The organism is Aeromonas popoffii, assembly GCF_000820025.1.
Classification (GTDB): domain Bacteria; phylum Pseudomonadota; class Gammaproteobacteria; order Enterobacterales; family Aeromonadaceae; genus Aeromonas; species Aeromonas popoffii.
On sequence record NZ_CDBI01000077.1, the window covers coordinates 72,559 to 97,118 of the forward strand.

A 24,560-nucleotide genomic window follows, 5' to 3' on the forward strand; every position below is an offset into this window, starting at 1 on the left:
GGGCGGATAACCCCTTACAGGCTGGGCAGCACCCCGGCCGGGATCAGATCGTTGTAGCTGGCGCGGCCCAGCAGGGCGGCAGCCGCTTCGATATCCGGCGAAAAATACCTGTCCTTGTCGTAGAAGCTCACCTCTGCCCGCAGCCGTCCCTTGGCCAGTTCGATAAGCTCGGTACTACGCAACGGCGCCCGAAAATCGAGCCCCTGAGCCGCAGCCAGCAGCTCCACCGCCAGGATACCACGGGTGTTCTCCGCCATGTCCGCCAGCCGGCGAGCGGCGAAGGTGGCCATGGAGACGTGATCCTCCTGGTTGGCGGAGGTGGGCAAGCTGTCCACCGAGGCGGGATGAGCCAGGCTCTTGTTCTCGGAGGCGAGCGCCGCCGAGGTGACCTGAGCAATCATAAAGCCGGAGTTGACGCCGCCGTTGTTGACCAGGAAGGCGGGCAGGCCCGACATACGGGAGTCGATCAGCAGCGCCATGCGGCGCTCAGACAGCGACCCGATTTCGGCGATGGCCAGTGCCAGGTTATCGGCGGCGAAGGCCACGGGCTCGGCATGGAAGTTACCGCCGGAGAGGATCTCCTCATCCTCGGCAAACACCAGCGGGTTGTCGGAAACCGCATTGGCCTCGCACACCAGCACCTCGGCGGCGTGGCGGATCTGGGCCAGACAGGCCCCCATCACCTGGGGCTGGCAGCGCAACGAGTAGGGGTCCTGCACTTTCTCGCAGCTGTGATGAGACATGCCAATCTCGCTGCCATCCACCAGCAGGTGACGATAGCAAGCCGCCGCATCGATCTGACCGCGCTGACCACGCACCTCATGGATGCGGGCATCGAATGGACGACGACTGCCCAGCGCAGCCTCCACGCTCATGGCGCCAATAGTGATAGCGCCGGCGAACAGATCCTCGGCATGGAACAGGCCTTCCAGCGCGAACGCCGTGCTGGCCTGGGTGCCGTTGAGCAACGCCAGCCCCTCCTTCGGTGCCAGAGAGATAGGCTCGAGACCCGCGATCTTCAGCGCCGTGGCGGCGTCCATCAACTCGCCCTTGTGGCGGGCTTTGCCCTCCCCGATCAGCAGACAGCTCATGTGGGCCAGCGGTGCCAGATCGCCTGAGGCGCCGACGGAGCCCTTCTTCGGCACGACCGGATAGACTTCGGCGTTGATGAGCGCCATCAGCGCCTCAAGCACCGTCAAGCGGATGCCGGAGAAGCCCCGCGCCAGGGAGTTGACCTTGAGCACCATCATCAGCCGCACTGTGGCGTCATCCATGTAAGTGCCGATGCCAGCCGCGTGGGAGAGCACGATGGAGCGCTGCAATTCATCGAGCTGCTCCACCGGGATGCGGGTGTTGGCCAGCAGGCCAAAGCCGGTGTTGATGCCGTACACCACGCGGTTCTGCTCGATCACCTTGGTGACCACGGCTGCGGAGGCGTGGATCCCCGGCAGGGCGGCTGGAGCCAGGCTGATATGAACCGGCTCGCGGCTGACACGACGCAGGGTGTTGAGGCAGAGCTTGCCCGGTAACAGATTGAGTTCAAACATCTTATTTAGCCCCTTTGTCCGCTGCGGTCAGCATCGGCAGATCCAGTTTCGCCTCATGGGCACAGTTAATCGCAATCTCATAACCCGCATCCGCATGGCGCATCACACCGGTAGCCGGATCGTTGCGCAGCACGCGGCCAACACGCCTGGCGGCATCCTCTGTGCCATCACAGACGATCACCACGCCCGAGTGCTGGGAGAAGCCCATACCCACACCACCACCGTGGTGCAGGGAAACCCAGGTCGCACCACCGGCGGTATTGAGCAGGGCGTTGAGCAGCGGCCAGTCGGAAACGGCGTCTGAGCCATCCATCATGGCTTCGGTTTCACGGTTCGGGCTCGCCACCGAGCCGGAGTCCAGGTGGTCGCGGCCAATGACCACGGGCGCCTTCAGCTCGCCATTTTTCACCATCTCGTTAAACGCCAGGCCCAGACGCACCCGATCCTTGACCCCGACCCAGCAGATCCGTGCTGGCAGGCCCTGGAAGGCGATGCGCTCGCGGGCCATGTCGAGCCAGTTGTGCAGGTGGGGATCGTCCGGGATCAACTCTTTGACCTTCTGATCCGTCTTGTAGATGTCTTCCGGATCGCCGGAGAGCGCCACCCAGCGGAAGGGGCCAATCCCCTCGCAGAACAGCGGGCGAATGTAGGCAGGCACGAAGCCGGGGAAGTCGAACGCATTCTTGACCCCCTCCTCCAGCGCCATCTGGCGGATGTTGTTGCCGTAATCAAGCGTGGCAGCGCCACGGGATTGCAGGGTCAACATGGCTTCCACCTGGCGCGCCATGGAGTGGCGGGCCGCCTGGTTAACCTCCTGGGGCGCGGATTTTTGCAACTCGCGCCACTGAGCGACGCTCCAGCCCTGGGGCAGGTAGCCGTGGATCGGGTCGTGGGCGGAGGTCTGGTCGGTGACCACATCCGGGGTGATGCCACGGGCCACCAGCTCGGCAAAGACATCGGCGGCGTTGCCGAGCAGGCCGACCGAGACGGCTGTGCCGTCGCGTTTGGCCTCCTCGACCATGGCCAGCGCCTCATCCAGGCTGTGGGCCTTCTTGTCCACGTAGCGGGTCTTGAGGCGAAAATCGATGCGAGTCTCGTCGCACTCGACGGCGATCATCGAGAAACCGGCCATGGTGGCGGCCAGCGGCTGGGCGCCGCCCATGCCACCCAGACCACCGGTCAGGATCCAGCGGCCCGCAGGCTCGCCGTTGAAATGCTGGTTCGCCACTGCGAAGAAGGTCTCGTAGGTGCCCTGCACGATTCCCTGGGTGCCTATGTAGATCCAGGAGCCCGCCGTCATTTGGCCATACATCATCAAGCCCTTCTTATCGAGCTCGTTGAAGTGCTCCCAGTTGGCCCAGTGTGGCACCAGGTTGGAGTTGGCGATCAGCACCCGAGGCGCATCCTTGTGGGTCTGGAACACACCGACCGGCTTGCCCGATTGCACCAGCAGGGTCTCGTCTTCCTCGAGCCGGGTCAGCACCTCGACGATCTTGTCGTAGCAGGCCCAGTTACGGGCAGCGCGGCCGATACCGCCATACACCACCAGGGATTGGGGATGCTCGGCGACTTCCGGATCCAGGTTGTTCATCAGCATCCGCAACGGCGCTTCTGTGAGCCAGCTTTTCGCGGTCAGCGCGGTACCACGGGGGGATCGGATGACCCGGCTCGGATCCTGACGGGGATCCAGGTGTTGCTCAGACATACACACTCCTTGTTTTATCAATGCAGCAGCATGGCGACCTGCCTTCGGCAGGCAGCTACTTGGTTAACTGATGGACCAGCCGGGCGGCCACGCGGGCGCTGCGGTTATCCTGATCCAGGTTCGGGTTGTACTCGGCCAAATCGGCGAGCCGCAGCTTGCCGCTGGCCCGGATATGGGCGATCAGGGGCTCGATGACCGCCAGCTCGACGCCGCGAGCGGCGGGAGCGCTCACCCCCGGCATCACTGCGCCGGGCAAGACGTCGAGATCGATGGTCAGATAGAGGTGATCGCAGCGGGCGATAAAGCCATCCAGCCCGTTCAGAAGCTCGGGCAATTCGGCCAGGGTCATGGCCTCATCCAGCGCATACCAGACCCTCAGCTCATCGGCCCGGGCAAACAGGGCCTGGGTGTTGGCGGTCTCGGCCACCCCGAGACAGGCGTAGTGAAACGACGTGCCTTGGGCAGCGCACTGCTCGGCAATCTGGAAGAAGGGGGTGCCTGAGCTGGCCTGATCTTGCTTCATGCGCAGATCGAAGTGGGCATCGAAGTTGATGATGCCAACCCGGCCCTGGCCAGCCAGATGACGGTTGAGACCGCTCCAGCTGCCGAACGCCACCTCATGGCCGCCCCCCAACACCAGCGGGAAGTGGCCTTCATCCAGCAGGCTTGCCACCCGCTCGGCCAGGCGGGCATGAGCGGCATCGAGATCGCCGTCGTCGCAGCCCACATCGCCGGTATCATAGACAGGTTTGCTCAGATGCCAGGCACTGTTGGCCAGCAGCTTGCGGATCGCCAGCGGTGCACCGGCTGCCCCCGCGCGCCCCTTGTTGCGGCGCACCCCCTCGTCGCAGGCAAAACCCACCAGAGCGACGCCGGGGGCGGCTGTTCCGATCAGCGGCCAAGCCTGCACCTTGTCGTGCCAACGCAGGGCAAGTTCGCCATCTTCCGGATCCTGACGCCCCTGCCAAACCGACATATGGGGCTGGCTGAACTTATCCATGCAGCGTCTCCTCGCCGTTGACGATACGGCTCACCAGCTGATCGACCCCGATGAGGTAACTGAGTTCGGCCGGGTGCGCGCAGTTCCAGACCAGGAAATCCGCCAACATGCCGACTCTCAACTGCCCCAGACGCTCCTGCTCGCCGAGCGCGCGGGCGGCGTTGCGGGTCACCCCGACCATGGCCTCGACCGGGGTCAGACCGAACAGGGTACAGGCCATGTTCATGGCCATGCGCAGCGACACAATGGGGGCAGTGCCCGGGTTGATGTCGGAGGAGACCGCCATGGGCACATGGGCCTTGCGCAGGGCTGCAACAGGGGGCAATTTGGTCTCTTTCAGGAAATAAAATGCGGTGGGCAGCAGGGTGGCGACCACGCCGCGGTGGGCCAGCGCCTGGATCCCTTCCTGATCCAGATGCTCCAGATGATCCACCGACAGGGCGCCAAAGTTGGCGGCCAGCGCACTGCCCCCCAGATTGGAGAGCTGATCCATGTGGCCCTTCACCGCCAGACCGTATTGATCCGCGGCCAGATAAACCTGCTCGGTCTGGGCCAGCGAGAAGCCGATGTGCTCGCAGAAGACGTCCACCGCATCGGCCAAGCCTGCCTCGGCCGCCGCCGGGATGATCTCCTGGCAGATGGTTTCGACCCAGGAGTCGGGATCGTCACGATATTCAGGCGGCACCGCATGGGCAGCCAGCAGTGTGGTCTTGACCCGAATGGGCAGCGCCTCCCCCAGTCGGCGGGCAACCCGCAACATCTTGAGCTCATCATCCAGAGTGAGGCCGTAGCCGGACTTGATCTCCACTGTGGTGACCCCTTCCCGGATCAGCGACCTGATCCTGGCTGCCGCCAACGTGAACAGCTGCTCCTCGCTGGCGGCACGGGTGGCCCGCACCGTACTGAGAATGCCGCCGCCCTTGCGGGCGATCTCGGCATAGGGCACCCCTTTCTGGCGCAGCTCAAACTCTTCGGCCCGGCTGCCGGCGAAGATGAGATGGGTGTGACAGTCGATGAGGCCGGGCGTCACCAACTTGCCCTTCATGTCCTGCCAGTGGGCGGGATAAGGGCCTTTGAGATCCTGCATGGGCACCAGGGCGTGGATCTTGCCTTCATGAACGCCGAGGGCGTGGGGTTCCAGCAGACCGTAGTCCGCCAGATCGGGGCGCAGGGTGGCGGGTGTCACGTTGAGCCAGACCCGCTCGCAGTTCAACAGTTCCTTGTTCATACTGACCTCTAAATGTATATACATTAATTTATATCCGATCTTTGTCAGGAAAGAAAGGATCAAATTCACATCTTGATAACAGCGCTGTAATTAGATGTTAAGCACAAAAAAGCCCACCATGAGGTGGGCTCCATTAAAAAGATATGTATATACAATTAACTGAGACTGGTCTTGGAGCTCAGCTTGTAGCGAGAACCCGGCGAGAGCAGGCGGGCATAGGAGACCAGATAACCTTCCGACCAGGTACGGCGGTGCAGCAACAGGCAGGGGGTATCGACCCGCACCTGCAGCAGACCGGCTTCACCGGCGCTCGGTAACACGGCCTCTACCACATGCTCCATCTCGGAGAGAGGACAGACGTCCATCAGGTAGCGATTCGGGGTCTGTTGAGTGAAATCCTGCTCGCCATAACCGGGCAGACGCTCGGCATCGACAAAGCGCTCCTCCAGTTGCAGCGGCTCCCCATCGGCCTGATGGACGATAAGGCTATGGAAGATGGCAGCACCGACTCTCAGCCCGAGCTGGACCGCCACCTTCTCGTCGGCGGCCTGGCGTTGCAGCCGGATCACCCTGGCGCTGTACTGGCTGCCGCGCTCGGCGATCTCGTCGGCTATGTTGCGAATGGCCAGCAAGGGCGACTCGGTGCGCCTGTCCGCCACAAAGCTGCCAGAGCCGGCGGTACGCACCAGCCAACCCTCGGCCACCAGCTCGCGCAGCGCCTTGTTGACCGTCATCCGGCTCACGGTGAACTGCTCGCACAGCGCGGCCTCGGTCGGGATCCGGTCCCCCGCCTGATAGCGGCGTTCGCGGATCCCGTCCAGGATGTGCTGCTTGATCTGGAGATAAAGGGCTGGTGCCAACGGCAGGTTCCTCAGCGACGGCGGTGGGGCGGACGCATGTCCGGCCAGGCGCGGTAAACATCGGGGATCTGCTCCGGCCCGCTGATGCAGAGATCCAGATCGTGCAACAGACCATCCTTGATGCCATAGATCCAGCCGTGCACCGCCAGCTCCTGCCCCTTGCGCCAGGCATTCTGGATGATGGTGGTGTGGCAGACGTTGGCTACCTGCTCGGCCACGTTCAGCTCGCACAGGTAATCGAAACGCTCGTGCTCATCTTCGATGGCATCCAGCTGTTCACCATACTTGAAATAGACATCCTTGATATTGCGCAACCAGTTGTCGATGAGCCCCAGCTCCTGATTCTGCATCGCCGCCTTGACGCCGCCACAACCATAGTGACCGCAGATGATGATGTGTTTCACCTTGAGCACCTCGACCGCGTATTGCAGCACCGAGAGGCAGTTGAAGTCGGTGTGCACCACCAGATTGGCAACGTTGCGGTGGACGAAAACATCCCCCGGCAGCAAACCCATCAGCTGGTTGGCGGGAACCCGACTGTCGGAGCAACCGATCCAGAGGTATTCAGGGGCCTGCTGGGCGGAGAGGGTAGCGAAGAAATTCGGGTCTTCGGCCTTGATCCGTTCCGCCCACTCGCGGTTGTTGGTAAACAGGTCGTTCAACAGTTTCACTATCTGCTCTCCCTACTGTGGCTGTGGCGGCAACATAACATAGACAAGGGTAACCAAGGCAAGGCCGACCAGATGCTCGCGAAACAAAAACAGGGCCATCAGGCCCTGTTTTTGTGGGGGAGGCATCAGGCCTCCATGGCGTCTTTCAGCTTCTTGAGTGCGTTTTTCTCAAGCTGACGCACCCGCTCGGCAGAGACACCATAGGTGTCGGCCAGCTCCTGCAGGGTGGTCTTGCTGTCATCATCGAGCCAGCGGGCGCGGATGATGTGCTGACTGCGCTCATCCAGAGTGGCAAGGGCCGAGCTCAGGCGACGGGTCGCATGGTCATCCCAGTTGTCATTCTCTATGGTGGCCGCCAGATCAGACGATTTGTCTTCCAGATAATGAACCGGGGCAAAGCCGCCTTCGTCTTCATCATCACCGACCAGATCGAACGCCTGATCGTAGTTGCTCATACGTGCTTCCATCTCGGTCACATCGGTCGGGGAAACGCCCAACTCGGCGGCGACGGCCTGCACTTCGTCATGGCTGAACCAGCCCAGACGCTTCTTGGATTTGCGCAGGTTGAAGAAGAGTTTGCGCTGAGCTTTGGTGGTCGCCACCTTGACCATGCGCCAGTTGCGCAGGACATATTCGTGGATCTCGGCCTTGATCCAGTGCACGGCGAAGGAGACAAGCCGTACCCCGACGGTCGGGTCGAAGCGCTTGACGGCCTTCATCAGGCCTATGTTGCCTTCCTGAACCAGATCAGCCTGGGGCAGACCGTAACCGGCATAACTCTTGGCGACGTGAACGACAAAACGCAGGTGCGACATGACCAGCTGACGGGCAGCCTCGAGATCACCGCCCTGCTGCAAACGCTCAGCCAGCTCACGCTCTTCCTCTGCGGTCAGCACAGGAATCGAGTTAACTGCCTGGGTATAGCCTTCCAGACTACCTTGCGGAATCAGAGCCATAGTGCGTTGCAATGAAGTTCCCATGTTCTACCTCTTTCTTTTCAATCGAATCAGTCTAACACCCTGAGAGGGACTGTCTACTGACCGGACGCCATTCTGCGGCCTGTATCAAACATAGTGGGCATGTCTGAACCGAGTTTATCTTAGGCCGGCAGGATGAATCATGAATGAACAGTCAAAAAAAGGGGGTCACAATTAAGGACCCCCGAAAAGTAGCATGCTAAGTCCATTGTTGCGGAGCTCGCAACCTTCACATGCTTGCCAAGTCAGACGAGCAAGGCAGAGGGCCACACCCGTATAAGTTATTCAGCACTTGTAGACTGCTTATAAATCAGAAGGTTCGCAGGATCCAGAGAAGATCCCGAAGATCGGTTTCGTTCAGATTACCCTCAGAACGCTGTCCGTGCCAGAAACGGCCACTCTTTTACTTGATCCGTATCTCAAAATCCAGCGCTTTAAAATGCTGATAAATTAATCAGGATGGTTCTATGTCGCGAATGTGGCGATGGACCGAGAACCAGGAAGCGATCAACCCCAGTAGAGCCCCAAGCAGAATCAGATTAATCCCATCCACCGCACCCATGCCGACTAGCCGGAAATGACTGTTGTAGAGCCCGGCCAGCTCCTTCACCACACCCTCGCTCCAGATCACCATCACCTCGGTCAGCCACCAGGCCAACATGCCGCCGATGACCCCGAACCAGATACCGGTATAAAGGAAGGGACGATGAATGAAGGCATCGGTCGCCCCCACCAGCTTGAGTACTTCGATCTCGGATCGCTGGTTAAGGATGTTCAGGCGCAGGGTATTACCGACGATCAGCAGCACGGCGGAGAGCAGCAGCACGGCGATACCTGTGATGGTATGGCGCAGCAGGTTCATGATCCCTTGCAAACGTGTCAGCCACTGCAGATCCAGCTTGCCCTGCTCGACGCCATCCTCGTTGTTCAGCTTGTTGAGCAGCTCGGCAGCCCCTTCCGGATTCTGCCAGCGGGGATCGGGAATAACGCTCAGCACAGGCGGCAGCGGGTTGCTGTCGAGGTAGTCAAGCGCGTCGCCGAAACCGGAGATCTCGCGAAACTCCTTGAGCGACTCATCCCGGCTCATGTAGGTGACGGATTCCACCTCGGGATAGAGCAGGATCCGCTGCTGCATGTCGAGAATGCTCTGCTCTGGCAGATCCTTGCGAAGATAGAGGGAGATCTGGGAGCTGGTCTGCCAACTCCCTTCCACCACCTCGGCGTTTTTCAGCAGCACGTGGAAGCAGGAGGGCAGCGCCAGGCTGACGCCAAGCACTGCCAGCGTCATCAGGGAGGCCAGCGGATTGCGCCACAGCTCGCCCAGACTGGAGAAGGCCTGACGGGCGTGGTCAACCCAGTACATCATGAACCGGCGCAGCGGCGGTTGTTTATGACGAACGATAGCCATCAGCGCTCCTCCCCTGCCGAATACATGCGTCCCGCCTTGAGGGTCAGCGTGCGATAGCGCATGCGAGCGATCAGCCCCAGATCGTGGGTGGCAATCAGCACGGAAACACCGAAGCGATTGAACTCCTCGAACAGCCGCATGATATCCATGGAGAGCTGGGGATCCAGGTTGCCGGTCGGTTCATCCGCCAGCAGCAGCGGTGGCTTGTTGACAATGGCACGAGCGATGCCGACCCGCTGTTGTTCACCACCGGAGAGCATGCGCGGCTGGTAACGCTCCTTGCCGAGCAACCCTACCTTGTCCAGCGCCGCGGCCACCCGTTTGTTGATATCGGCATGGCTGTAGCCGTCGATCACCAATGGCAGCGCCACGTTGTCGAATACGGTTCTGTCCATCAGCAGCCGGTGATCCTGAAATATCATGCCGATCTGGCGGCGTACATAGGGGATCTCTCCCCGCTTGATATGACTGACGTCGTCGCCATGAAAGAAGACGCGACCATCGGTCGGTCGCTCCATCACGCTGATCAGTTTGAGGAGAGTGCTCTTGCCCGCCCCCGAGTGCCCGGTCAGGAAGGCCATCTCCCCCTTGCGCAGGTGAAAGCTGACCTTCTGCAACGCCTGATGGCCGCCGCTGTATACCTTGCTGACCTTATCGAAACGAATCATAACGGATCCCTGACATTGACAAGCCCCGACCTGAGTCGGGGCATGTGGCGCTTACCATCACGCCTGAGCTTACTCATCGCGACTGAACAGTGCCTCGATAAAGTCGTTGGCGACGAAGGGGCGCAGATCATCGATCCCCTCGCCCACCCCGATATAGCGGATCGGGATCTGGAACTTGTCGGCCACCGCGAAGATAACGCCGCCCTTGGCGGTCCCGTCCAGCTTGGTGAGGACTATGCCATCCAGCCCCACCGCCTCGCTGAACAGCTTGGCCTGGCTGAGGGCATTCTGGCCCGTGCCCGCATCCAGGGTCAGCATGACCTGGTGGGGTGCCTCTTCATCCAGCTTCTTCATCACCCGCACCACCTTCTTGAGCTCTTCCATCAGGTTGCTCTTGTTTTGCAGGCGACCAGCGGTATCGGCGATCAGCACGTCGGCCCCGCGCGAGCGGGCGGCCTCGATGGCGTCATAAATGACGGAGGCGGAGTCGGCGCCGGTATGCTGGGCGATCACGGGGATGTTGTTGCGCTGACCCCATACCTGCAGCTGCTCAACCGCAGCGGCACGGAAGGTATCGCCGGCAGCCAGCATGACGCTCTTGCCTTCGGCCTGGAACTGCTTGGCCAGCTTGCCGATGGTGGTGGTCTTGCCGACGCCGTTCACGCCGACCATCAGGATCACGTAAGGCTTCTTGCTGGTATCGATCACCAGCGGCTGCTCAACCTGAGCCAGCATAGCGCCCATGTCCTGCTTGAGCAGGCCGTAGAGCGCCTCGGCATCCTTGAGCTGTTTGCGATCCGCATGCTGCACCAGGCCATCTATGATGCGGCGTGTGGTATCGACGCCCAGATCGGCAGTCAGCAGCTGGGTCTCCAGCTCTTCAAACAGCTCATCGTCGATCTTCTTGCCACGGAACAGACCGAAGAAACCGGAGCCAATGTTCTCCTTGGTGCGCACCAGACTGCGTTTAAGGCGGGCAAAGAAGCCCTCCCGCTGCGGCTTGTCCTGGGTATCATCATCCACCTTGGCGGCCAGCGGCAGGGCAGCCAATGCGGCGGCGTCAGCCTCCATCTCGGCGACCAGGCGAAGATCTTCCGCTCTCTGGGCCTCTTTGGCGAGACGAGCCTCTTCGGCAGCCTGCGCTTCGGCGGCGATGCGAGCAGCTTCGGCAGCTTGTGCCTCAGCGGCAATGCGGGCAACTTCGGCAGCCTGCGCCTCAGCGGCGACACGGGCGACTTCTGCAGCTTGTGCCTCGGCAGCGACACGGGCGGCTTCGGCAGCTTGTGCCTCAGCGGCAATGCGGGCAACTTCGGCAGCCTGCGCCTCAGCGGCGACACGGGCGACTTCTGCAGCTTGTGCCTCGGCGGCGACACGGGCGGCTTCAGCAGCCTGCGCCTCGGCGGCAACACGGGCGGCTTCAGCAGCCTGCGCCTCGGCGGCAATGCGGGCAGCTTCAGCAGCCTCTGCCTCGGCGGCGACACGAGCGACTTCAGCAGCCTGCGCCTCGGCGGCAATGCGGGCAGCTTCGGCAGCTTGTGCCTCGGCGGCGATGCGGGCGACTTCGGCAGCCTCTGCCTCGGCACTCTCCTGCTCGATCAGCAGTTCATTGACGATGACGGGCTCCAGCTCGGAGGCACACTCTTCCACCACCAGCGGACCTGCGTCCAGTTCGGTGGGGGTACAGCAATCATCATGGTGCGCAGCGCCAGCAGGCAGGAGATCATTCTGTGCGCTGACGGGCAATTCGGGGGGCACTACCGGCGTAGTATGGGAAACGGGAGCGGAGTGAGCTACGATCTCAGGCTCAACGGGAATGGGGGTGGCTTGGGGTGTCTGTGGTTGGACAGCCTCAGCTTCTTCTTTCTTGCGGCCGAAACCCAGCCAGGAAAACAAACCTTTTGCCATCTAAAAATACTCACATCAAAGGCTGACTGCTAAGATAGCCGTCCCTTGGCGGGTCGGCATAAAAATGAACCGCCTTATACTACCACTTTATTTTCTGACGACGAAACGCGATGCCCAGAGTGAAATCCAGCCATAACAGCCCGAGCAAGAACCCTGCCCCACAGGGAAAATCAGGCTTTGTCAGAATCATCAGCGGCCAGTGGCGAGGCCGCAAATTGCCGGTCAAGGATGTGGAGGGGCTAAGACCCACCACGGATCGCGTCAAAGAGACCATCTTCAACTGGCTGGCCCCCCATATCCGTGGCACTCGCTGTCTGGATCTGTTCGCCGGCAGCGGCGGTCTGGGGCTGGAGGCGCTGTCGCGCTATGCCGAGCAGGTGACCCTGATCGAAATGGACAAGAGCGCCGCCGACCAGATCAAAAAGAATCTGGCTGCCCTCGGCAGCAGCCAGGGGCAGGTGATCCAGTCCGATGCCGTCAGCTGGCTGCAAGGTCCGGCCACGCCGTTCGATCTGGTGTTTCTCGATCCGCCGTTTCGGCGCGAGCTGCTGCCCCAAGTGTGCGAGCTACTGGAGCAGCGCGGCTGGCTGGCAAAGGATGCCCTCATCTATCTGGAGCGGGAGAAGGAGATGGCGGATCTGGCACTGCCCGCCAGCTGGCAACTGCTCAAGGACAAGCAGGCCGGCCAGGTCTGCTATCAACTCTATTTGCGGGACACCAGGAATGACGCTGCGGTTTAAATACCGGGTGGGCGGGGGGAAATCGGCGCTGTGCCCCTCCCCGTCAATTTGGGCAACGGCTCAAGGACAAGCAGGCCGGTCAGGTCTGCTATCAACTCTATCTACGGGAGGTAAACGATGAAGCGGGTATTTACTCTGTTGGCGATGGGGCTGACCCTGTTCTTCTGGTTAGGCGTGCTGGTCAGTCTGGTGGCTCCGCTACCTGGCAAGCTGAATGATCTTTTGCCGATCTGCGGCCTGCTCATCGCCCTGGTCCACCTAGTGCAAGCCAGCATGGTGAAGTCTGCCTGCAAGCCCTATTTCGTGGTCACAAAACTTGAAGTCATACTGATACTGGTATTCGGCGTCTTTGGCATGGTGGATATTCGCGCCAGACTCAAAGCCATCATAGAAGCCAAACAGCATGGCACAGAGATAAACAACGCCGAATAAGACAGCACCTCTGTCTGTCAGGAAGGAGTGCCCGTCACTCCTTCTCTTTTTTCCCCACACTGATACCCAACTTGATCGACAGCACAGCCAGCAGCAGCAACATCATGATGAGCGCGAAGAAGTTGCTGCCAAGCTCGGGGTACTGCACCTTGACCAGCGCCGAGTGGCCGAAGCCGCCGATGAAAAGGCAGAGCAGCATGCAGAGCGGTGTATTGCCCTCCAGCGACACGTGACGATAGTGCTGGTAGAGCTGATAGGCAGCCAACACCAGGGCAATCATGGGGAAGAAGGAGAAGGGGAGCACCGACTCGGTCAGCACCGACAGGGAAGCATCCCAACAGATGCCAATGAGCAGGGCCAGCAGCAGGGGTTTCTTCGGGATCGGATTCTGATCATGCATGGAAGTGTCCATCCTTGGTTTAAGAAAGGGGTTGGCGGCGCTTCTGGTTCTGAACCTCGGCACCCATGGCGATCATGCGCAGCTGGCGTATGGTGCGATCAGACAAGGCCCGGCACTCTTCGCAGGTCATGTCGAGGGCATCTGCACCGGCGCTGAAGACGATGGTCACCATGGCTTCGGCCTGGATGTAGGCCTCTTCCCTCGGCGCCCCCGTGGTGGCTTCGAGGTAATCGGTCAGCTCGGCGATGAAGTGTTGTATCTCCCGCGCCACCGCCTGCCGAAATGCCGCCGAGGTACCGGAACGCTCACGCAGCAGCAGCCGGAAGATGTTCGGATTGTTCTCGACGAACTCCATGAAGGTCTGTACCGAGGTGCTGATGACGCTGCCGCCGCCGGCGATGCGCTGACGCGCCTGACGCATCAACTGGCGCAGGGTCAGGCCACCTTCATCCACCAGGGTCAGCCCCAGCTCCTCCATGTCGCGAAAATGGCGATAGAACGAGGTCGGTGCTATACCCGCCTCCCGCGCTACTTCCCGCAGACTGAGGTTGGAAAAGCTGCGATTGGCGCACAGTTGACTGAACGCAGCATCGATCAGCGTACGCCGGGTTTTTTCTTTTTGTTGCGCGCGAATACCCACGAAAACAGTCACCTTCAGGTTATCGAGGCCAGATGATAACCCGAAGGCCGAGTCGGGATCAGGTTTGTCTCCTACTTTTTTACCATTGACCCGCATTCTGGCTGCGTGGAGAATGGCGCACAGCTGTTCGCTGAAAGGAACCGAGTGAGATGGAACGCCCACCGATCATCATGACCAATACCCTGCTGTTTGCCCTCTCCGGGTTGACCGCACTGATCGCCGTGCCCTGGTACGGCATGACCCATGGCTATGACCTCTGGCAGTGGAGCTGCTTCCTGCTGCTGTTCTGTTACAGCGGTATCTCCATCACGGCCGGCTATCACCGCCTCTGGTCGCACAAGGCCTACAAGGCCCACCCGATCCTGCAGTGGATCCTCGCCATCGGCGGTGCCCTCGCCTTGCAAAACTCGGCCCAGCACTGGTCTTCCGATCACCGTCGTCACCATCGCCACGTGGATGACAACCTGAAGGATCCCTACAGCGCAGGTCGCGGCTTCTGGTACTCCCACATCGGCTGGATGCTGCGCGAGTACCAGCGCGATATCTACAACGATTACAGCAACGTGCGGGATCTGCAGAACAACCCCGTCGTCGTCTTCCAGCACAAACACTATCTGGCGCTGACCCTGGCCACCAACCTGGGGATCCCGCTGCTGCTGGGACTTGTCCACGGCGATCTGCTCGGCATGCTGCTGTTGGCCGGGGTGCTGCGCATGGTGATGACCCACCACACCACCTTCTTCATCAACTCCCTGGCCCACATCTGGGGCAGCCAGCCGTTTACCGACCGCAATACGGCGCGGGACAACGGCATCCTGGCCTTCTTCACCTTTGGCGAGGGCTATCATAACTTCCACCACCTGTTCGAGAACGACTATCGCAACGGCATCCACTGGTGGCAGTTCGATCCCACCAAGTGGCTGATCCGCAGCGCCTCCTGGTGCGGGCTGACCCGGGATCTGAGATCCTGTCCGGAAGAACTGATCGAACAAGCCAGACTGGAGATGCAGCTCAAACGGGCGCAGGCCAAGTTGCGCAAACGCGATGACCGGGAGCTATGGCAGGCACTGTTGCAGGAGGAGTACGACAAGCTGAGCCAGCAGTTACAGCACTACTACGCCAGCCGCAAGCGCCTGCTGGAACAGCGCAAGCGCAAGGCGCTGGCCCGCTATGACAAGTTGAAGCTGCAGCTGGAGTATCGCAATCTGCACGATGGCTTCGTTGCCAGCAAGCGCAACTGGAGCCGACTGCTGGCAGGTATCGCCTGATCATGAGCCGTCGGGCTGAACAGAGCAAAGACCGCCAACCGGCGGTCTTTTTCCGGGAGCGACTCAGCCAGCGGGCCATAAAAAATGGGGTGACATTTCCATGTCACCCCCTCGCAAATAGCATGTTCCATATTGGAATCCGGTCCTGTCGGGTGCCTGTCCTGTTTCCTGAGTTTCCGCTACCCATCTGAAGCAGGTGCCTGCTGGAGTAATCCAGTCGGCCAGTACTCTTCACGACCCTCTTCCACACGGCAGACAAGCCACCGTGTTTATCCTTGCAACTGAAATATTACGCAGTTAAATAAAATAAAAAACCGTTTTATTCATTGGCGTATGCAAGTAACTGGACGCTCTCAGGATTCCTGCACCGGAACAAACTGATGAAAAACAATACGATAAAAACATTCATCGCCTTTGGATGGCAAACGTTATCCTCGAAGGCGTACAAGGCTTTGCGAGATCTCGCACAAGACATGACCCGCTCACAACCAGCGCTGCAGCGGCAGCCAGTCGCTCACCCTGGCCAGCAATCGGCGCAGGGTCGACTGTGGTGCGACAACGGAATGGGACGACCGCTGCTGCCATCCCGCCAGCCACAGCTGCAACTCGGCGCAGAGCGCGGGGCACTCCAGGTGCAACATCAGCTCTGTGTTGAGCATCAGGGAGCGGGGATCCAGATTGAAGCTACCGAGCAGCGCCTCCCCTTCCCCGATCAGGATCAGCTTGGCGTGCAGGCTAAGGCCCTCCCCCTCCAACTCGGACAGCGCTATCCCCTGCCGTATCAGCCAGGGGCGATGACGCCGGTAGACGCCATACACCAGGGGCACGTCCGTGCTGGCCAAGGAGTTGGTAAGAATCTCTATGCTCACCCCCGCCCGGCGCTGCTGCCTCAGCCGGCGGCGTAGCCCCCGGGTCAGGATCAGGTAAGGGCTCACCAACTTCAAACTCCCCAGGTTGTCGGCCAGCTTGCGCCAGAGCAGGGGCGCCGTGGTTGGCCGCGACACCAGCCCCTTGCCTGGCCGGTCGAACCATACCTCGGCCTGTCCCGAATGCCAGCTCAGGGAGGCAGGCTCGGCGTCAAACAGGCTGGCGGGCAGGTCATAGACGGCCGCCACCTGCGGATCGGTCAGGGTAAGCAGAAAGTCGTTCACCGCCGCCACTTCGGCCCGCACCAAGGGACGACGCAGCAAGCGGCGGATCGGGTGACTCCAACGGCTACGCCAGAATTGATCGAAGCCCTGTTCGGCCTGCTGGCAAAGCAAACCACGGCAGGCGAGATCCAGATCGACGAATTGGGGCGTACCGCCCAGCCCGAAATAGCGGTCACCTATGTTGCGACCGCCGATCACCGCCTGGTTGCCATCCACCAGCAGCAACTTGTTGTGCATGCGGTGATTGATGCGGCGAAAGCTGAACATACCCTCCAGAAACAGGGTCAACGGACGCCAGCCCCGCAGCCAAAAGGGGTTGAACAACCGCACTTCTATGCCGGGCTGATGGGCCACCATCTCCAGGAAACGGTTATCGCCAGCATAGAGGTCGTCGATGAGCAGTTGTACCCGCACCCCGCGCCGGGCCGCGTGCAGCAGCTCCGACAACAGCAGCTTGCCGCTGCTGTCTTCCTCCCAGCTGTAGTATTGGGCCTGGATCCGGCTGCGGGCGCTGCGGATCAGCTGGCAGCGCACCTTGAGCGCAAGCTCGGGTTGATCAATCAGTGCAAATTCGCCGGGGATCATGGCGTCATCTGCCTGTCATGGGGAAATGGCATAACGCTGGCTACAGACCTCATTGGAACGTGGATGAAGGAATTTACCATGGAACTCACGGATCGCCCCGCCATCAGCCATCGACCGCAAGCCAGTCAGCCGGATCCCTCGCCGACCGGCCAGCTGGCCCCCTGGTATCTGCAGCACAGGGATCAGCCCTTTGTCCCGCCCACTCAGCCTGTCTAGACGGGCGAGAGAACGTCAGGGCTGGGCCACCGCCTCGATGGCGGCTGCCTTGCCCTCCAGCTGCGGCAGGCTGAAGCGATAGGCCACGTAGTACTTGTAGATGGTACTGACGTAGTTGATGGGCCCCTGGCCGACCTCGTTGGCCACCAGCTGCTCCACGTTGCCAAACCAGACATTCGGATCCAGCCCGGCGGCCTCCGCCTTGGCCCTGATCGCCTGCACCCGATTCGGACCGGCATTATAGGCCGCCAGCGCAAACAGATGGCGGTTGAGCACATCCAGCCCGGGATCGTTGAAGTAGGTATCCAGGATCAGTCGCATATAGCGGCAGGCCGCCTCCACATTGCCCTCCAGGCTGGCGAGCCTGGCTCCACGAATGCCCACCTCTCCCCCTGTACTCGGCAACAGCTGCATGATCCCCACAGCACCTCGCTCTGAGCGCACGCCGGCATTGAGGCCCGACTCCTTGTAAGCCAGCGCCGCCAGCATCAGCCAGTCCAACCCGTACTTGTCGGCCTGCTGCTCCAGCACCTTGCGGATAGTCGCCAGCCGCCCCAGAGGATCCGGCGCCAAAATATTGCTCATCTGATCGCTGCGGGCCAGCAGACCGCGCAGGGTCATGTCGCTATAGAGGGTACGCTTGCCCGCATCGGCCAGATAACCGTTCACCGCCTTGAGCAGCTTGGGGCTATTGTTGCGCAGCGCCCAGGCACTGCGGCCCTTGTCCCGCAGCGGGATCAGCTTGTGAGCTCTCAGGCCGCTGATCATGCCGAGCCAGATGCGCCCCTTGAAACTGTCGGTTACCGTGAGCGGTATGATGCCGGCCGCTACCATCTCCAGCAGATCCCCGTCCTGCAGGTATTCGGGCACCGTCTCTATGTAGATGGGCGGCAGCCCCAGTTCGCGAAACAGCCAGTTGAGCTGGCGCAGGCTCTCATAATAGCTGGAGCTGGCGCGCACCCAGATGCGCCTGCCGGAGAGCTGGGTGATGCGGTTGAAAGTCGGCAGGGAATACTGGCTCACCACCCACTCTTCGATGGGGGCGATCACCGGGTCAGAGAAGGTCACCTGCTCGCGCCGGGTCGGAGTCACCGTCATGTTGGCCGCCACCAAATCGCCGCGCCCCTCGCTGAGGTAGTCCAGCAGCTTGTCCTGGCGCACAGGTATGTAGATGATCTTGAGTTTGATCTTCTCCTTGGCAAGATAGGTCTGGTTCAGCCAGCGCTCGAACCCCTGCAGCTGATTGACCAGGATGCCGTGCTGAGTCCCCTTGTGGAGGAAAAAGAATCCCCGCTCATAGACCACCAGGGCCCTGAGTTCTTTCTTTTGCAGTATATGTTCGAGGTCCCCGGGTTGGGGCAGGCGCTGTGGCTTGAGATCCGCCGCCAGCAGAGGAAGACACCAGAGGGCCAGCAGGCCCCAGATCCATCGCAGCCTCATTATGTGGTCGCCTTCTGTTGGCCGACTCGCGTCGGGCAAAACCGTCTGTGGGATAACTTACTATAGAACGCAGACCTACAGCAGAAGGGTCAACACGGCAGGCGCACCCGCCGTGTCATCACAGGGCTCAGATAGAGCGGGCACGCATCTCGAAAATCAATTTTTCGGCGGTGCAGGTGAACTGCAGGCGGGCTTTCAGGATCACACCGTTGGCGCCCTGGCTCAGCTCGCTGCTGATGCTGGCTTCGGCAGTCACCTGTTTGGCCAGTGCCTCATAAGCGGCCAGCTTGGCACGGGCATCGGCTTCTACCGCCGCCTCGATCACCAGATCCATGACATCGTCACCTTCACCTATGATGGTGCCGATCTCGGCGAAACAGCCACAGCTGTCACAGGTTTCCTGCACTTTATCTTCTACGGACATCATTCAACTCCTACTTATTTCGGCTGTACTTCATCGTCACGCAAGGCTTTACGAAAATCCCTGATGGCGGTGCCCAGATCCTCACCGGCGCCGGCCAGGCGTTTGCTGCCAAACACCACGACCACAACCACAAGCAGGATCAACAAATGCCAGATATGAATTCCAACGAGTCCCACTGGGATACTCCTGACTGATAGATACCGATTGTTTGTATCAAAAGAAGGCGCAAGGATTGTTGGGCAAAATCAAGGCAGGTGCAAGTTTGCAAATAAATCACGCAAAAAAATACGGCGACCCAGGGTCGCCGTATCACTTGATGCTACTTGTCCCCTCAACCACTACATCCTGTACCAGCCGCCATTGAAGGCGAGAGACAACCGAAGCATAGATTCGCCAAGATATGAAAACAAATGGTATAAATTCATCTAAGAATTGAAGGAGATTCATATCATGTTGCTGGAACAGCTGGGGCGTATCGACCTCAATTTATTGATTATCCTGCAAGTTTTGCTGGAAGAGCGGAATGGCAGCCGGGCGGCCCGCCGCCTGCATCTGAGCCAGTCTGCCGTCAGCAAGGCCCTTGGCCGCCTGCGGGACACCTTCGATGACCCCCTGTTCGTGCGCTCCGCCTATGGGCTGGAGCCCACCGCCCGCGCCCTGACTCTGCAGCAGCAACTGCAACCCATATTGCTGTCGCTGGACAACCTGATCCAGCCGCCAGATTTCGATCCGGCCAATACCGAGCGGGAGTTCGTCATCGCCAGCATGGACAGCGCCTTCACCCTGTTCGCCCCGCTCTACCTGAGCGAGCTAAAACGGCAGGCACCGGGCATACGGCTGCGCTACGAGGAGTGGACCGAGAACAGTCTGACAGAGATGAGTCAGGGCCAGGTGGACATCGCCTTCACGGTGCGGGAGAACTGCATCAGCTCGGATTTCCGGCTCGACACCCTGCCCAACGCCATCTGCCAGCGGTTGCTTGCCATCGATGACCTCACCTGTCTGGTGCAACACGATCACCCGGCCCTGCACGAGCCCGAGTGGGATCTCGCCCGTTACCTGGCCTATCCCCATGTGCAGACCTATTGCGAGGGGCGGGACCGCTGGATGCTGGATCACAAGCTGGCAGGGATGGATCTCTACCGCCGGATCGAAGCGACCGTGCCGTCGTTCGAGGCGGCGCTGCGTATGGGCATGCACTCGGACATGATAGTGACCCTTTCAAGGCTCTATGCCCGTCACGCTACCCAGGTCTATCCGCTGGTGCCGCTGCCGCTGCCCATAGCGCTCGACAGCATCTCCCACCTGCTGATCTGGCATCAGCGCCACGAGGAGGATCCGGGCCACCGCTGGCTGCGGGAAACCTTGCTCGCCCTCATCATGAGCACACTGGAACCCTCCACCATAGAACAACCCTGATCATGGGACGCGCTTCATCCTCGGCATGAGCAAGCGGGGAACCGGGGCTGAAAAGCAGCCCTGACACTTCAGCCCTGGCCGGTCACCGCCAGATAGTGGTGCACGCCGTCCAGCAGCATCTGCACCGAGATCATCACCAGCAGCATGCCCATCAGCCGCTCCACCGCTTTGAGTCCTCGCTCACCCAGCAGCTTGTTGAATACATCGTAGAACATCAGGATCACGGCGCTGGCTCCCCAAGCCATCAGCAGGGCCAGCGACCAGTCCACCATCCGGGTCGGCTCCTGGTTGGCCAGCAACAACAGGGAGGCAAGAATGGAGGGGCCGGCGATCATGGGGATGGCCATGGGCACCAGGAAAGGCTCTTCGCCCGCCGCCAGCCCGGTCACCCCGCCTTCACTCGGGAAGATCATCTTGATGGCGATGAGGAACAATATGATGCCGCCCGCTATGCTGACCGCCTCCTGGCGCAGATTGAGAAAATCCAGGATCTGCTGACCAGCAAGCAGGAAGGCCATCATGATAGCGAGAGAGAACAAGAGCTCCCGCATCATCACCTTGCGCCGCCGCTTGGGATCAAGATGACGCAGGATCGACAGGAAGACCGGCAGGTTGCCCAGCGGATCCATGATCAAAAACAACATGACGGCTGCGGAAAAAGTGTCCATACAACGCCCAGGCTAAGCCTTCAACAAGGAGGGGGAAGAGGGCAAAATATAACAAAGGCGGCGGGATTCAGCGAGCGCCACAGGCCGCTCGCCGCGGGGGGATCACCCGTGGTGGCAAATCTTGCCAGCGTGGGTCTGAAAACCCTGCCCTGATTCGATGAACTTGCCGCGCTGTGCCAGCAAGGCGATCAGCGCCTCTGCATCCATCTCGCTGGCGCTGCAGGTATGGAAACGGGCGTCGGTGCCAAAGCGCGCATCGATCGCCTCCCTGAGGCTGGTCCGGGTAAATTGGCCACCCTGCGCCAGCATCATCTCCATCACCTCGTGACCGTGTACCGATTGAGTCATTGCAAACCTCATTAATGAACATATTTAATGTCAATTAAATCCCGCCCCGCCACCGGCGACCTTGATATAAGCCAATAAATTGCCAATTTCCCTCCGGTCGGGCTGGCTGTGAGGAGTGCTTTGTCGATAATGTGGCAACCTGACAAGGGGATGGCTACACTAACGCCCCTTTTTGCCATCTCAGACCGACTATAAGGACATTGGCGTCATGCTGCTCCATGGATTGGCTTTCAAACCCTGGCGGATCTGGACCCGCCGTCCTCTCTGGTTGAAGACCCTGATCGGTATGCTGACAGGGATCGGCCTGGGACTCGGTTTCAGTGAACAGGCGTTGCAGCTCAAGCCCATTGGCGTCCTGTTCGTCAACACCATACAGATGCTGATGGTGCCCCTCATCTTCTGCTCGGTCATCGCTGGCCTCACCTCATTGCTCAAGGGCAAGAGTCTGGATCGGATCGGCAGCAAGGCCATAGGCCTCTATCTCTTTTCCACCGCCATCGCCATCTGCATCGGCCTGATGATGGGCTGGCTGCTGGAACCCGGCATGGGCGCCAATATGGGGCCCTATGAGCGCGTCGGTATGCTGGAACAGCCGACCCTGGCCAGCGTGCTGAGCCATCTGGTACCGCGCAACCCGGTGCAAGCCATGGTGGATGGCAAGATACTGCAGGTGATCGTGTTCGCGGTGGCCCTCGCCCTCGCCCTCAACGCCACCGGCCGGCGCGGCCGTCCCGCCATCCTCTTCTTCACCTCGCTGGCGGAAGGGATGTTCAAACTGACCCAGATGGTGATGGCGCTGGCCCCCTACGGCGTCTGCGCCCTGATGGCCTGGATGACAGGCAAATACGGGGCGAGCCTGCTGATGCCGCTGCTCAAGGTGATCGGCGCCGTCTATCTCGGCTGCCTGCTCCATGTGCTTGGCGTTTACAGCGGCCTGTTGATCCTGCTGGCCCGGCTCAATCCGCTGCACTACTTCAAGAGCATCGTTGATGCCCAGGCCGTGGCCTTCACCAGTAGCTCCAGCAGCAGCACCCTGCCCATCAGCCTGGCCTGCGCCGAGCGTCGGCTCGGTGTCTCCCCCGCCATCACCGCCAAGGTGCTGCCCATAGGCGCCACCATCAACATGGACGGCACCGCCCTCTATCAGGGGGTGACCGCCCTGTTCGTGGCACAGGCCTTCGGAGTGGATCTGCACATGGTGGATTACCTGACCATCATCAGCATCGCCACCCTGGCCAGTATCGGCACGGCGGGCACACCGGGCACCGGATTGATGCTGCTGACGCTGACGCTCACCGCAGTGGGATTGCCGCTGGAAGGGGTGGCACTCATCGCCGGGATCGACCGGATCCTCGACATGGCACGCACCACGGTCAACGTCTCCGGCGATATTCTGGTGTCCGTGCTGATCGCCCGCAGCGAGAAGGAGCTGGATCTGGCGACCTATCACGACGCCAGCGCGGGGGAGGATATCGACTTCACCCTGCGCTGAGGCAGGGTGAGCGATTAATGATCGTGGGGATCGTGATGACAGCGCCAGCAGACCTCGAAGTTGGCGCCGTTCTCCTCCCCGCATTGACCGCAGAGCCAGCCATTGCCCTGACGCTGCTGGTAACGCTCTATGACCCGCCCAGCCTTGCTGCGGTCCTCGGCCCTCACCATCAGGGTCACCTGCAACATGTCTACCGGCAACTCGCCCAGGGCGCCGGACAGCGCCTCCCCGTTGAGCCGTACCAGCACCCCTTCCACTTCCAGCGCCCCCTTCAGGGCATGGGCCTCCAGTGAATGGGAAGCCCGATAAAGATTGATCCATTGATCCATGCCTTCCCCCTGCAACCGGTTGTCGATGCCGCATATAACCGGCACCATGCCCTCTTCCATCCTCGGGATAGAACCTGGATCCCATGATCCAGCCCCCCTATTTCCCTAACACGCCAGTCACAACAGGTTGTCGATGCCGTAATCGGCCCCCTGCGCCACCATGAAATCGATAAAGGTCCGCAACTTGCGCGGCATCAGTCGTCGCTCCGGAAACAGCAGATAAATCGGTACCTTGGGCTGCTGCCACTCGGGCAGCAGGGTCACCAGCGCCCCGCTGACCAGCTCCTCATGGCAGAGCATGGCAGGTAGAGAGGCCAATCCCAACCCCGCCTTCGCCGCCTCCCTGGCGCAGGTTATATTATTAACCCGAAAACGGGAGGGAGGGTCAACCAGCACCTCCCTACCCTCGCGCTCGAAACACCAGTGAGAGGCCAGAAAGCCGCTGCTCACCGCCACCCGCTCGTGTAAAAGCAGATCTTCCGGCCGCGTGATGGCTGAGCTGCGCGCCAGATAATCCGGGCTGGCACAGAGCAGCCGCTCCGTGCTCCACAGCCGCCGCGCCGCCAGATTGGAGTCGCTCATGTCACCGATGCGCACGATCGCATCCAGCCCCTCGTTGATAGGATCCACGATGCGATTGGTCAGCTCCAGCTCCACCTGCAGGCCCGGATAGACTTGCAAGAATTTAGCCACTAACCGACCAACCACCAGCTGCCCCGTCTCGATAGGCACCGCCAACTTGAGGGTACCTGTCACCTCCTGCTGGCTGGCACTCACCATCAGCTCGGCCTGAGCCAGCTCATCCACCGCCTTGCTGCAGCGCAGGTAATACTGCTCCCCGGCCTCGGTCAGGGTGAGCTGCCGGGTGGAGCGGTAGAGCAACCGCACGCCGAGGCGTTGTTCCAGCTCGGCGATGCGGCGACTCACGGTCGCCTTGGTCATGCCCAGATCCTGGGCGGCCGCGGTGAAGGAGCCCTTGTCGACGATCCGCACTAAAATCAATGCCGCGTTCAAATCCATTGTTGCACCAGTGAAACTG

26 protein-coding genes are annotated in these 24,560 nt (G+C 60.7%); 6 read left to right on the forward strand and 20 right to left on the reverse strand.

Going from position 1 to position 24,560, the window contains the following annotated elements; all coding sequences use genetic code 11:
• Positions 1-14: 14 nt before the first annotated feature.
• The 10 genes from hutH to ftsY all read right to left on the reverse strand — a co-directional run bounded on the left by hutH (position 15) and on the right by ftsY (position 11,969).
• Positions 15-1,547 (reverse strand): histidine ammonia-lyase, encoded by a 1,533-nt coding sequence (gene hutH / locus BN1129_RS16585; RefSeq protein ID WP_042037991.1) that lies wholly within the window; start codon positions 1,545-1,547, stop codon positions 15-17.
• Position 1,548: 1 nt separating this feature from the next.
• Positions 1,549-3,252 (reverse strand): urocanate hydratase, encoded by a 1,704-nt coding sequence (gene hutU / locus BN1129_RS16590; protein ID WP_042037993.1) that lies wholly within the window; start codon positions 3,250-3,252, stop codon positions 1,549-1,551.
• Positions 3,253-3,307: 55 nt separating this feature from the next.
• Positions 3,308-4,252, reverse strand: coding sequence for a formimidoylglutamase (hutG, locus tag BN1129_RS16595; RefSeq protein ID WP_042037994.1), 945 nt, complete (start codon positions 4,250-4,252; stop codon positions 3,308-3,310).
• Entirely contained in the window at positions 4,245-5,480 is a 1,236-nt protein-coding gene (hutI, locus tag BN1129_RS16600; protein ID WP_042037995.1) for an imidazolonepropionase, read from the reverse strand. Before hutI ends, hutG begins: the two co-directional genes overlap by 8 nt.
• Positions 5,481-5,635: 155 nt before the next feature.
• On the reverse strand, positions 5,636-6,340 hold the full coding sequence (gene hutC / locus BN1129_RS16605; protein ID WP_042037996.1) for a histidine utilization repressor: 705 nt from the start codon (positions 6,338-6,340) through the stop codon (positions 5,636-5,638).
• An 11-nt stretch (positions 6,341-6,351) separates the two neighbouring features.
• Complete coding sequence (gene can / locus BN1129_RS16610) at positions 6,352-7,011, reverse strand: carbonate dehydratase (RefSeq protein ID WP_042037997.1); 660 nt, start codon at positions 7,009-7,011, stop codon at positions 6,352-6,354.
• 125 nt (positions 7,012-7,136) lie between these two features.
• Positions 7,137-7,991 (reverse strand): RNA polymerase sigma factor RpoH, encoded by an 855-nt coding sequence (gene rpoH / locus BN1129_RS16615; RefSeq protein ID WP_042037999.1) that lies wholly within the window; start codon positions 7,989-7,991, stop codon positions 7,137-7,139.
• Positions 7,992-8,442: 451 nt separating this feature from the next.
• The gene (ftsX, locus tag BN1129_RS16620) at positions 8,443-9,396 is read right to left on the reverse strand and encodes a permease-like cell division protein FtsX (RefSeq protein ID WP_042038000.1); all 954 of its coding nucleotides are present in this window, start codon (positions 9,394-9,396) and stop codon (positions 8,443-8,445) included.
• Positions 9,396-10,064: a cell division ATP-binding protein FtsE gene (ftsE, locus tag BN1129_RS16625; RefSeq protein ID WP_042038003.1), complete on the reverse strand. Its 669-nt coding sequence runs from the start codon at positions 10,062-10,064 to the stop codon at positions 9,396-9,398. The genes ftsX and ftsE overlap by 1 nt, the downstream gene beginning before the upstream one ends.
• Before the next feature lie 69 nt (positions 10,065-10,133).
• Positions 10,134-11,969, reverse strand: coding sequence for a signal recognition particle-docking protein FtsY (gene ftsY, locus BN1129_RS16630; RefSeq protein WP_042038004.1), 1,836 nt, complete (start codon positions 11,967-11,969; stop codon positions 10,134-10,136).
• 110 nt (positions 11,970-12,079) lie between these two features.
• On the opposite strand from ftsY, the gene rsmD reads away from it, so the two are divergent.
• Positions 12,080-12,709, forward strand: a complete 630-nt coding sequence (rsmD, locus tag BN1129_RS16635; RefSeq protein WP_042038005.1) for a 16S rRNA (guanine(966)-N(2))-methyltransferase RsmD — start codon at positions 12,080-12,082, stop codon at positions 12,707-12,709.
• 117 nt (positions 12,710-12,826) lie between these two features.
• Positions 12,827-13,141, forward strand: coding sequence for a DUF1145 domain-containing protein (locus BN1129_RS16640; protein ID WP_042038006.1), 315 nt, complete (start codon positions 12,827-12,829; stop codon positions 13,139-13,141).
• A 34-nt stretch (positions 13,142-13,175) separates the two neighbouring features.
• Here BN1129_RS16640 and BN1129_RS16645 read toward each other — a convergent pair whose 3' ends face one another.
• Together BN1129_RS16645 and fabR are read right to left on the reverse strand one after the other, a co-directional pair.
• Entirely contained in the window at positions 13,176-13,541 is a 366-nt protein-coding gene (locus BN1129_RS16645) for a YijD family membrane protein (RefSeq protein ID WP_157013440.1), read from the reverse strand.
• A gap of 19 nt (positions 13,542-13,560) precedes the next feature.
• Positions 13,561-14,181: an HTH-type transcriptional repressor FabR gene (gene fabR / locus BN1129_RS16650; RefSeq protein ID WP_042038011.1), complete on the reverse strand. Its 621-nt coding sequence runs from the start codon at positions 14,179-14,181 to the stop codon at positions 13,561-13,563.
• A 149-nt stretch (positions 14,182-14,330) separates the two neighbouring features.
• On the opposite strand from fabR, the gene BN1129_RS16655 reads away from it, so the two are divergent.
• Positions 14,331-15,449 carry a fatty acid desaturase gene (locus tag BN1129_RS16655; protein WP_042038013.1) on the forward strand — a complete coding sequence of 373 codons (1,119 nt, stop codon included), beginning with the start codon at positions 14,331-14,333 and terminating at the stop codon, positions 15,447-15,449.
• Between the two features lie 482 nt (positions 15,450-15,931).
• Here the strand turns inward: BN1129_RS16655 and BN1129_RS16660 are convergent, their stop codons facing one another.
• Complete coding sequence (locus BN1129_RS16660) at positions 15,932-17,185, reverse strand: phospholipase D family protein (RefSeq protein ID WP_042038015.1); 1,254 nt, start codon at positions 17,183-17,185, stop codon at positions 15,932-15,934.
• Between the two features lie 63 nt (positions 17,186-17,248).
• Here BN1129_RS16660 and BN1129_RS23890 point away from each other — a divergent pair, with 63 nt between their 5' ends.
• Positions 17,249-17,401: a hypothetical protein gene (locus BN1129_RS23890; protein WP_209418524.1), complete on the forward strand. Its 153-nt coding sequence runs from the start codon at positions 17,249-17,251 to the stop codon at positions 17,399-17,401.
• A gap of 15 nt (positions 17,402-17,416) precedes the next feature.
• Here the strand turns inward: BN1129_RS23890 and BN1129_RS16665 are convergent, their stop codons facing one another.
• The 3 genes from BN1129_RS16665 to tatA all read right to left on the reverse strand — a co-directional run bounded on the left by BN1129_RS16665 (position 17,417) and on the right by tatA (position 19,441).
• Positions 17,417-18,841, reverse strand: coding sequence for an MltF family protein (locus BN1129_RS16665; RefSeq protein WP_042038017.1), 1,425 nt, complete (start codon positions 18,839-18,841; stop codon positions 17,417-17,419).
• Positions 18,842-18,968: 127 nt separating this feature from the next.
• Positions 18,969-19,265, reverse strand: coding sequence for a YfcZ/YiiS family protein (locus BN1129_RS16670; protein WP_042038018.1), 297 nt, complete (start codon positions 19,263-19,265; stop codon positions 18,969-18,971).
• 14 nt (positions 19,266-19,279) lie between these two features.
• Complete coding sequence (gene tatA / locus BN1129_RS16675; protein ID WP_042038019.1) at positions 19,280-19,441, reverse strand: twin-arginine translocase TatA/TatE family subunit; 162 nt, start codon at positions 19,439-19,441, stop codon at positions 19,280-19,282.
• Positions 19,442-19,715: 274 nt separating this feature from the next.
• Between tatA and BN1129_RS16680 the strand changes: the two genes are divergently transcribed.
• Entirely contained in the window at positions 19,716-20,684 is a 969-nt protein-coding gene (locus tag BN1129_RS16680) for a LysR substrate-binding domain-containing protein (RefSeq protein ID WP_042038020.1), read from the forward strand.
• Positions 20,685-20,752: 68 nt separating this feature from the next.
• Here BN1129_RS16680 and BN1129_RS16685 read toward each other — a convergent pair whose 3' ends face one another.
• Together BN1129_RS16685 and BN1129_RS16690 are read right to left on the reverse strand one after the other, a co-directional pair.
• Positions 20,753-21,352 carry a YhgN family NAAT transporter gene (locus tag BN1129_RS16685; RefSeq protein ID WP_042038021.1) on the reverse strand — a complete coding sequence of 200 codons (600 nt, stop codon included), beginning with the start codon at positions 21,350-21,352 and terminating at the stop codon, positions 20,753-20,755.
• A 102-nt stretch (positions 21,353-21,454) separates the two neighbouring features.
• A complete protein-coding gene (locus BN1129_RS16690; protein ID WP_042038023.1) occupies positions 21,455-21,700 on the reverse strand; it encodes a YecH family metal-binding protein in 246 nt (81 codons plus the stop codon).
• A gap of 208 nt (positions 21,701-21,908) precedes the next feature.
• Between BN1129_RS16690 and BN1129_RS16695 the strand changes: the two genes are divergently transcribed.
• The gene (locus tag BN1129_RS16695) at positions 21,909-23,192 is read left to right on the forward strand and encodes a dicarboxylate/amino acid:cation symporter (RefSeq protein WP_042038024.1); all 1,284 of its coding nucleotides are present in this window, start codon (positions 21,909-21,911) and stop codon (positions 23,190-23,192) included.
• Between the two features lie 14 nt (positions 23,193-23,206).
• Here BN1129_RS16695 and BN1129_RS16700 read toward each other — a convergent pair whose 3' ends face one another.
• A complete protein-coding gene (locus BN1129_RS16700) occupies positions 23,207-23,521 on the reverse strand; it encodes a putative signal transducing protein (protein ID WP_042038056.1) in 315 nt (104 codons plus the stop codon).
• Positions 23,522-23,638: 117 nt separating this feature from the next.
• Positions 23,639-24,541, reverse strand: a complete 903-nt coding sequence (locus tag BN1129_RS16705) for a LysR family transcriptional regulator (protein WP_042038025.1) — start codon at positions 24,539-24,541, stop codon at positions 23,639-23,641.
• Positions 24,542-24,560: the final 19 nt, after the last annotated feature.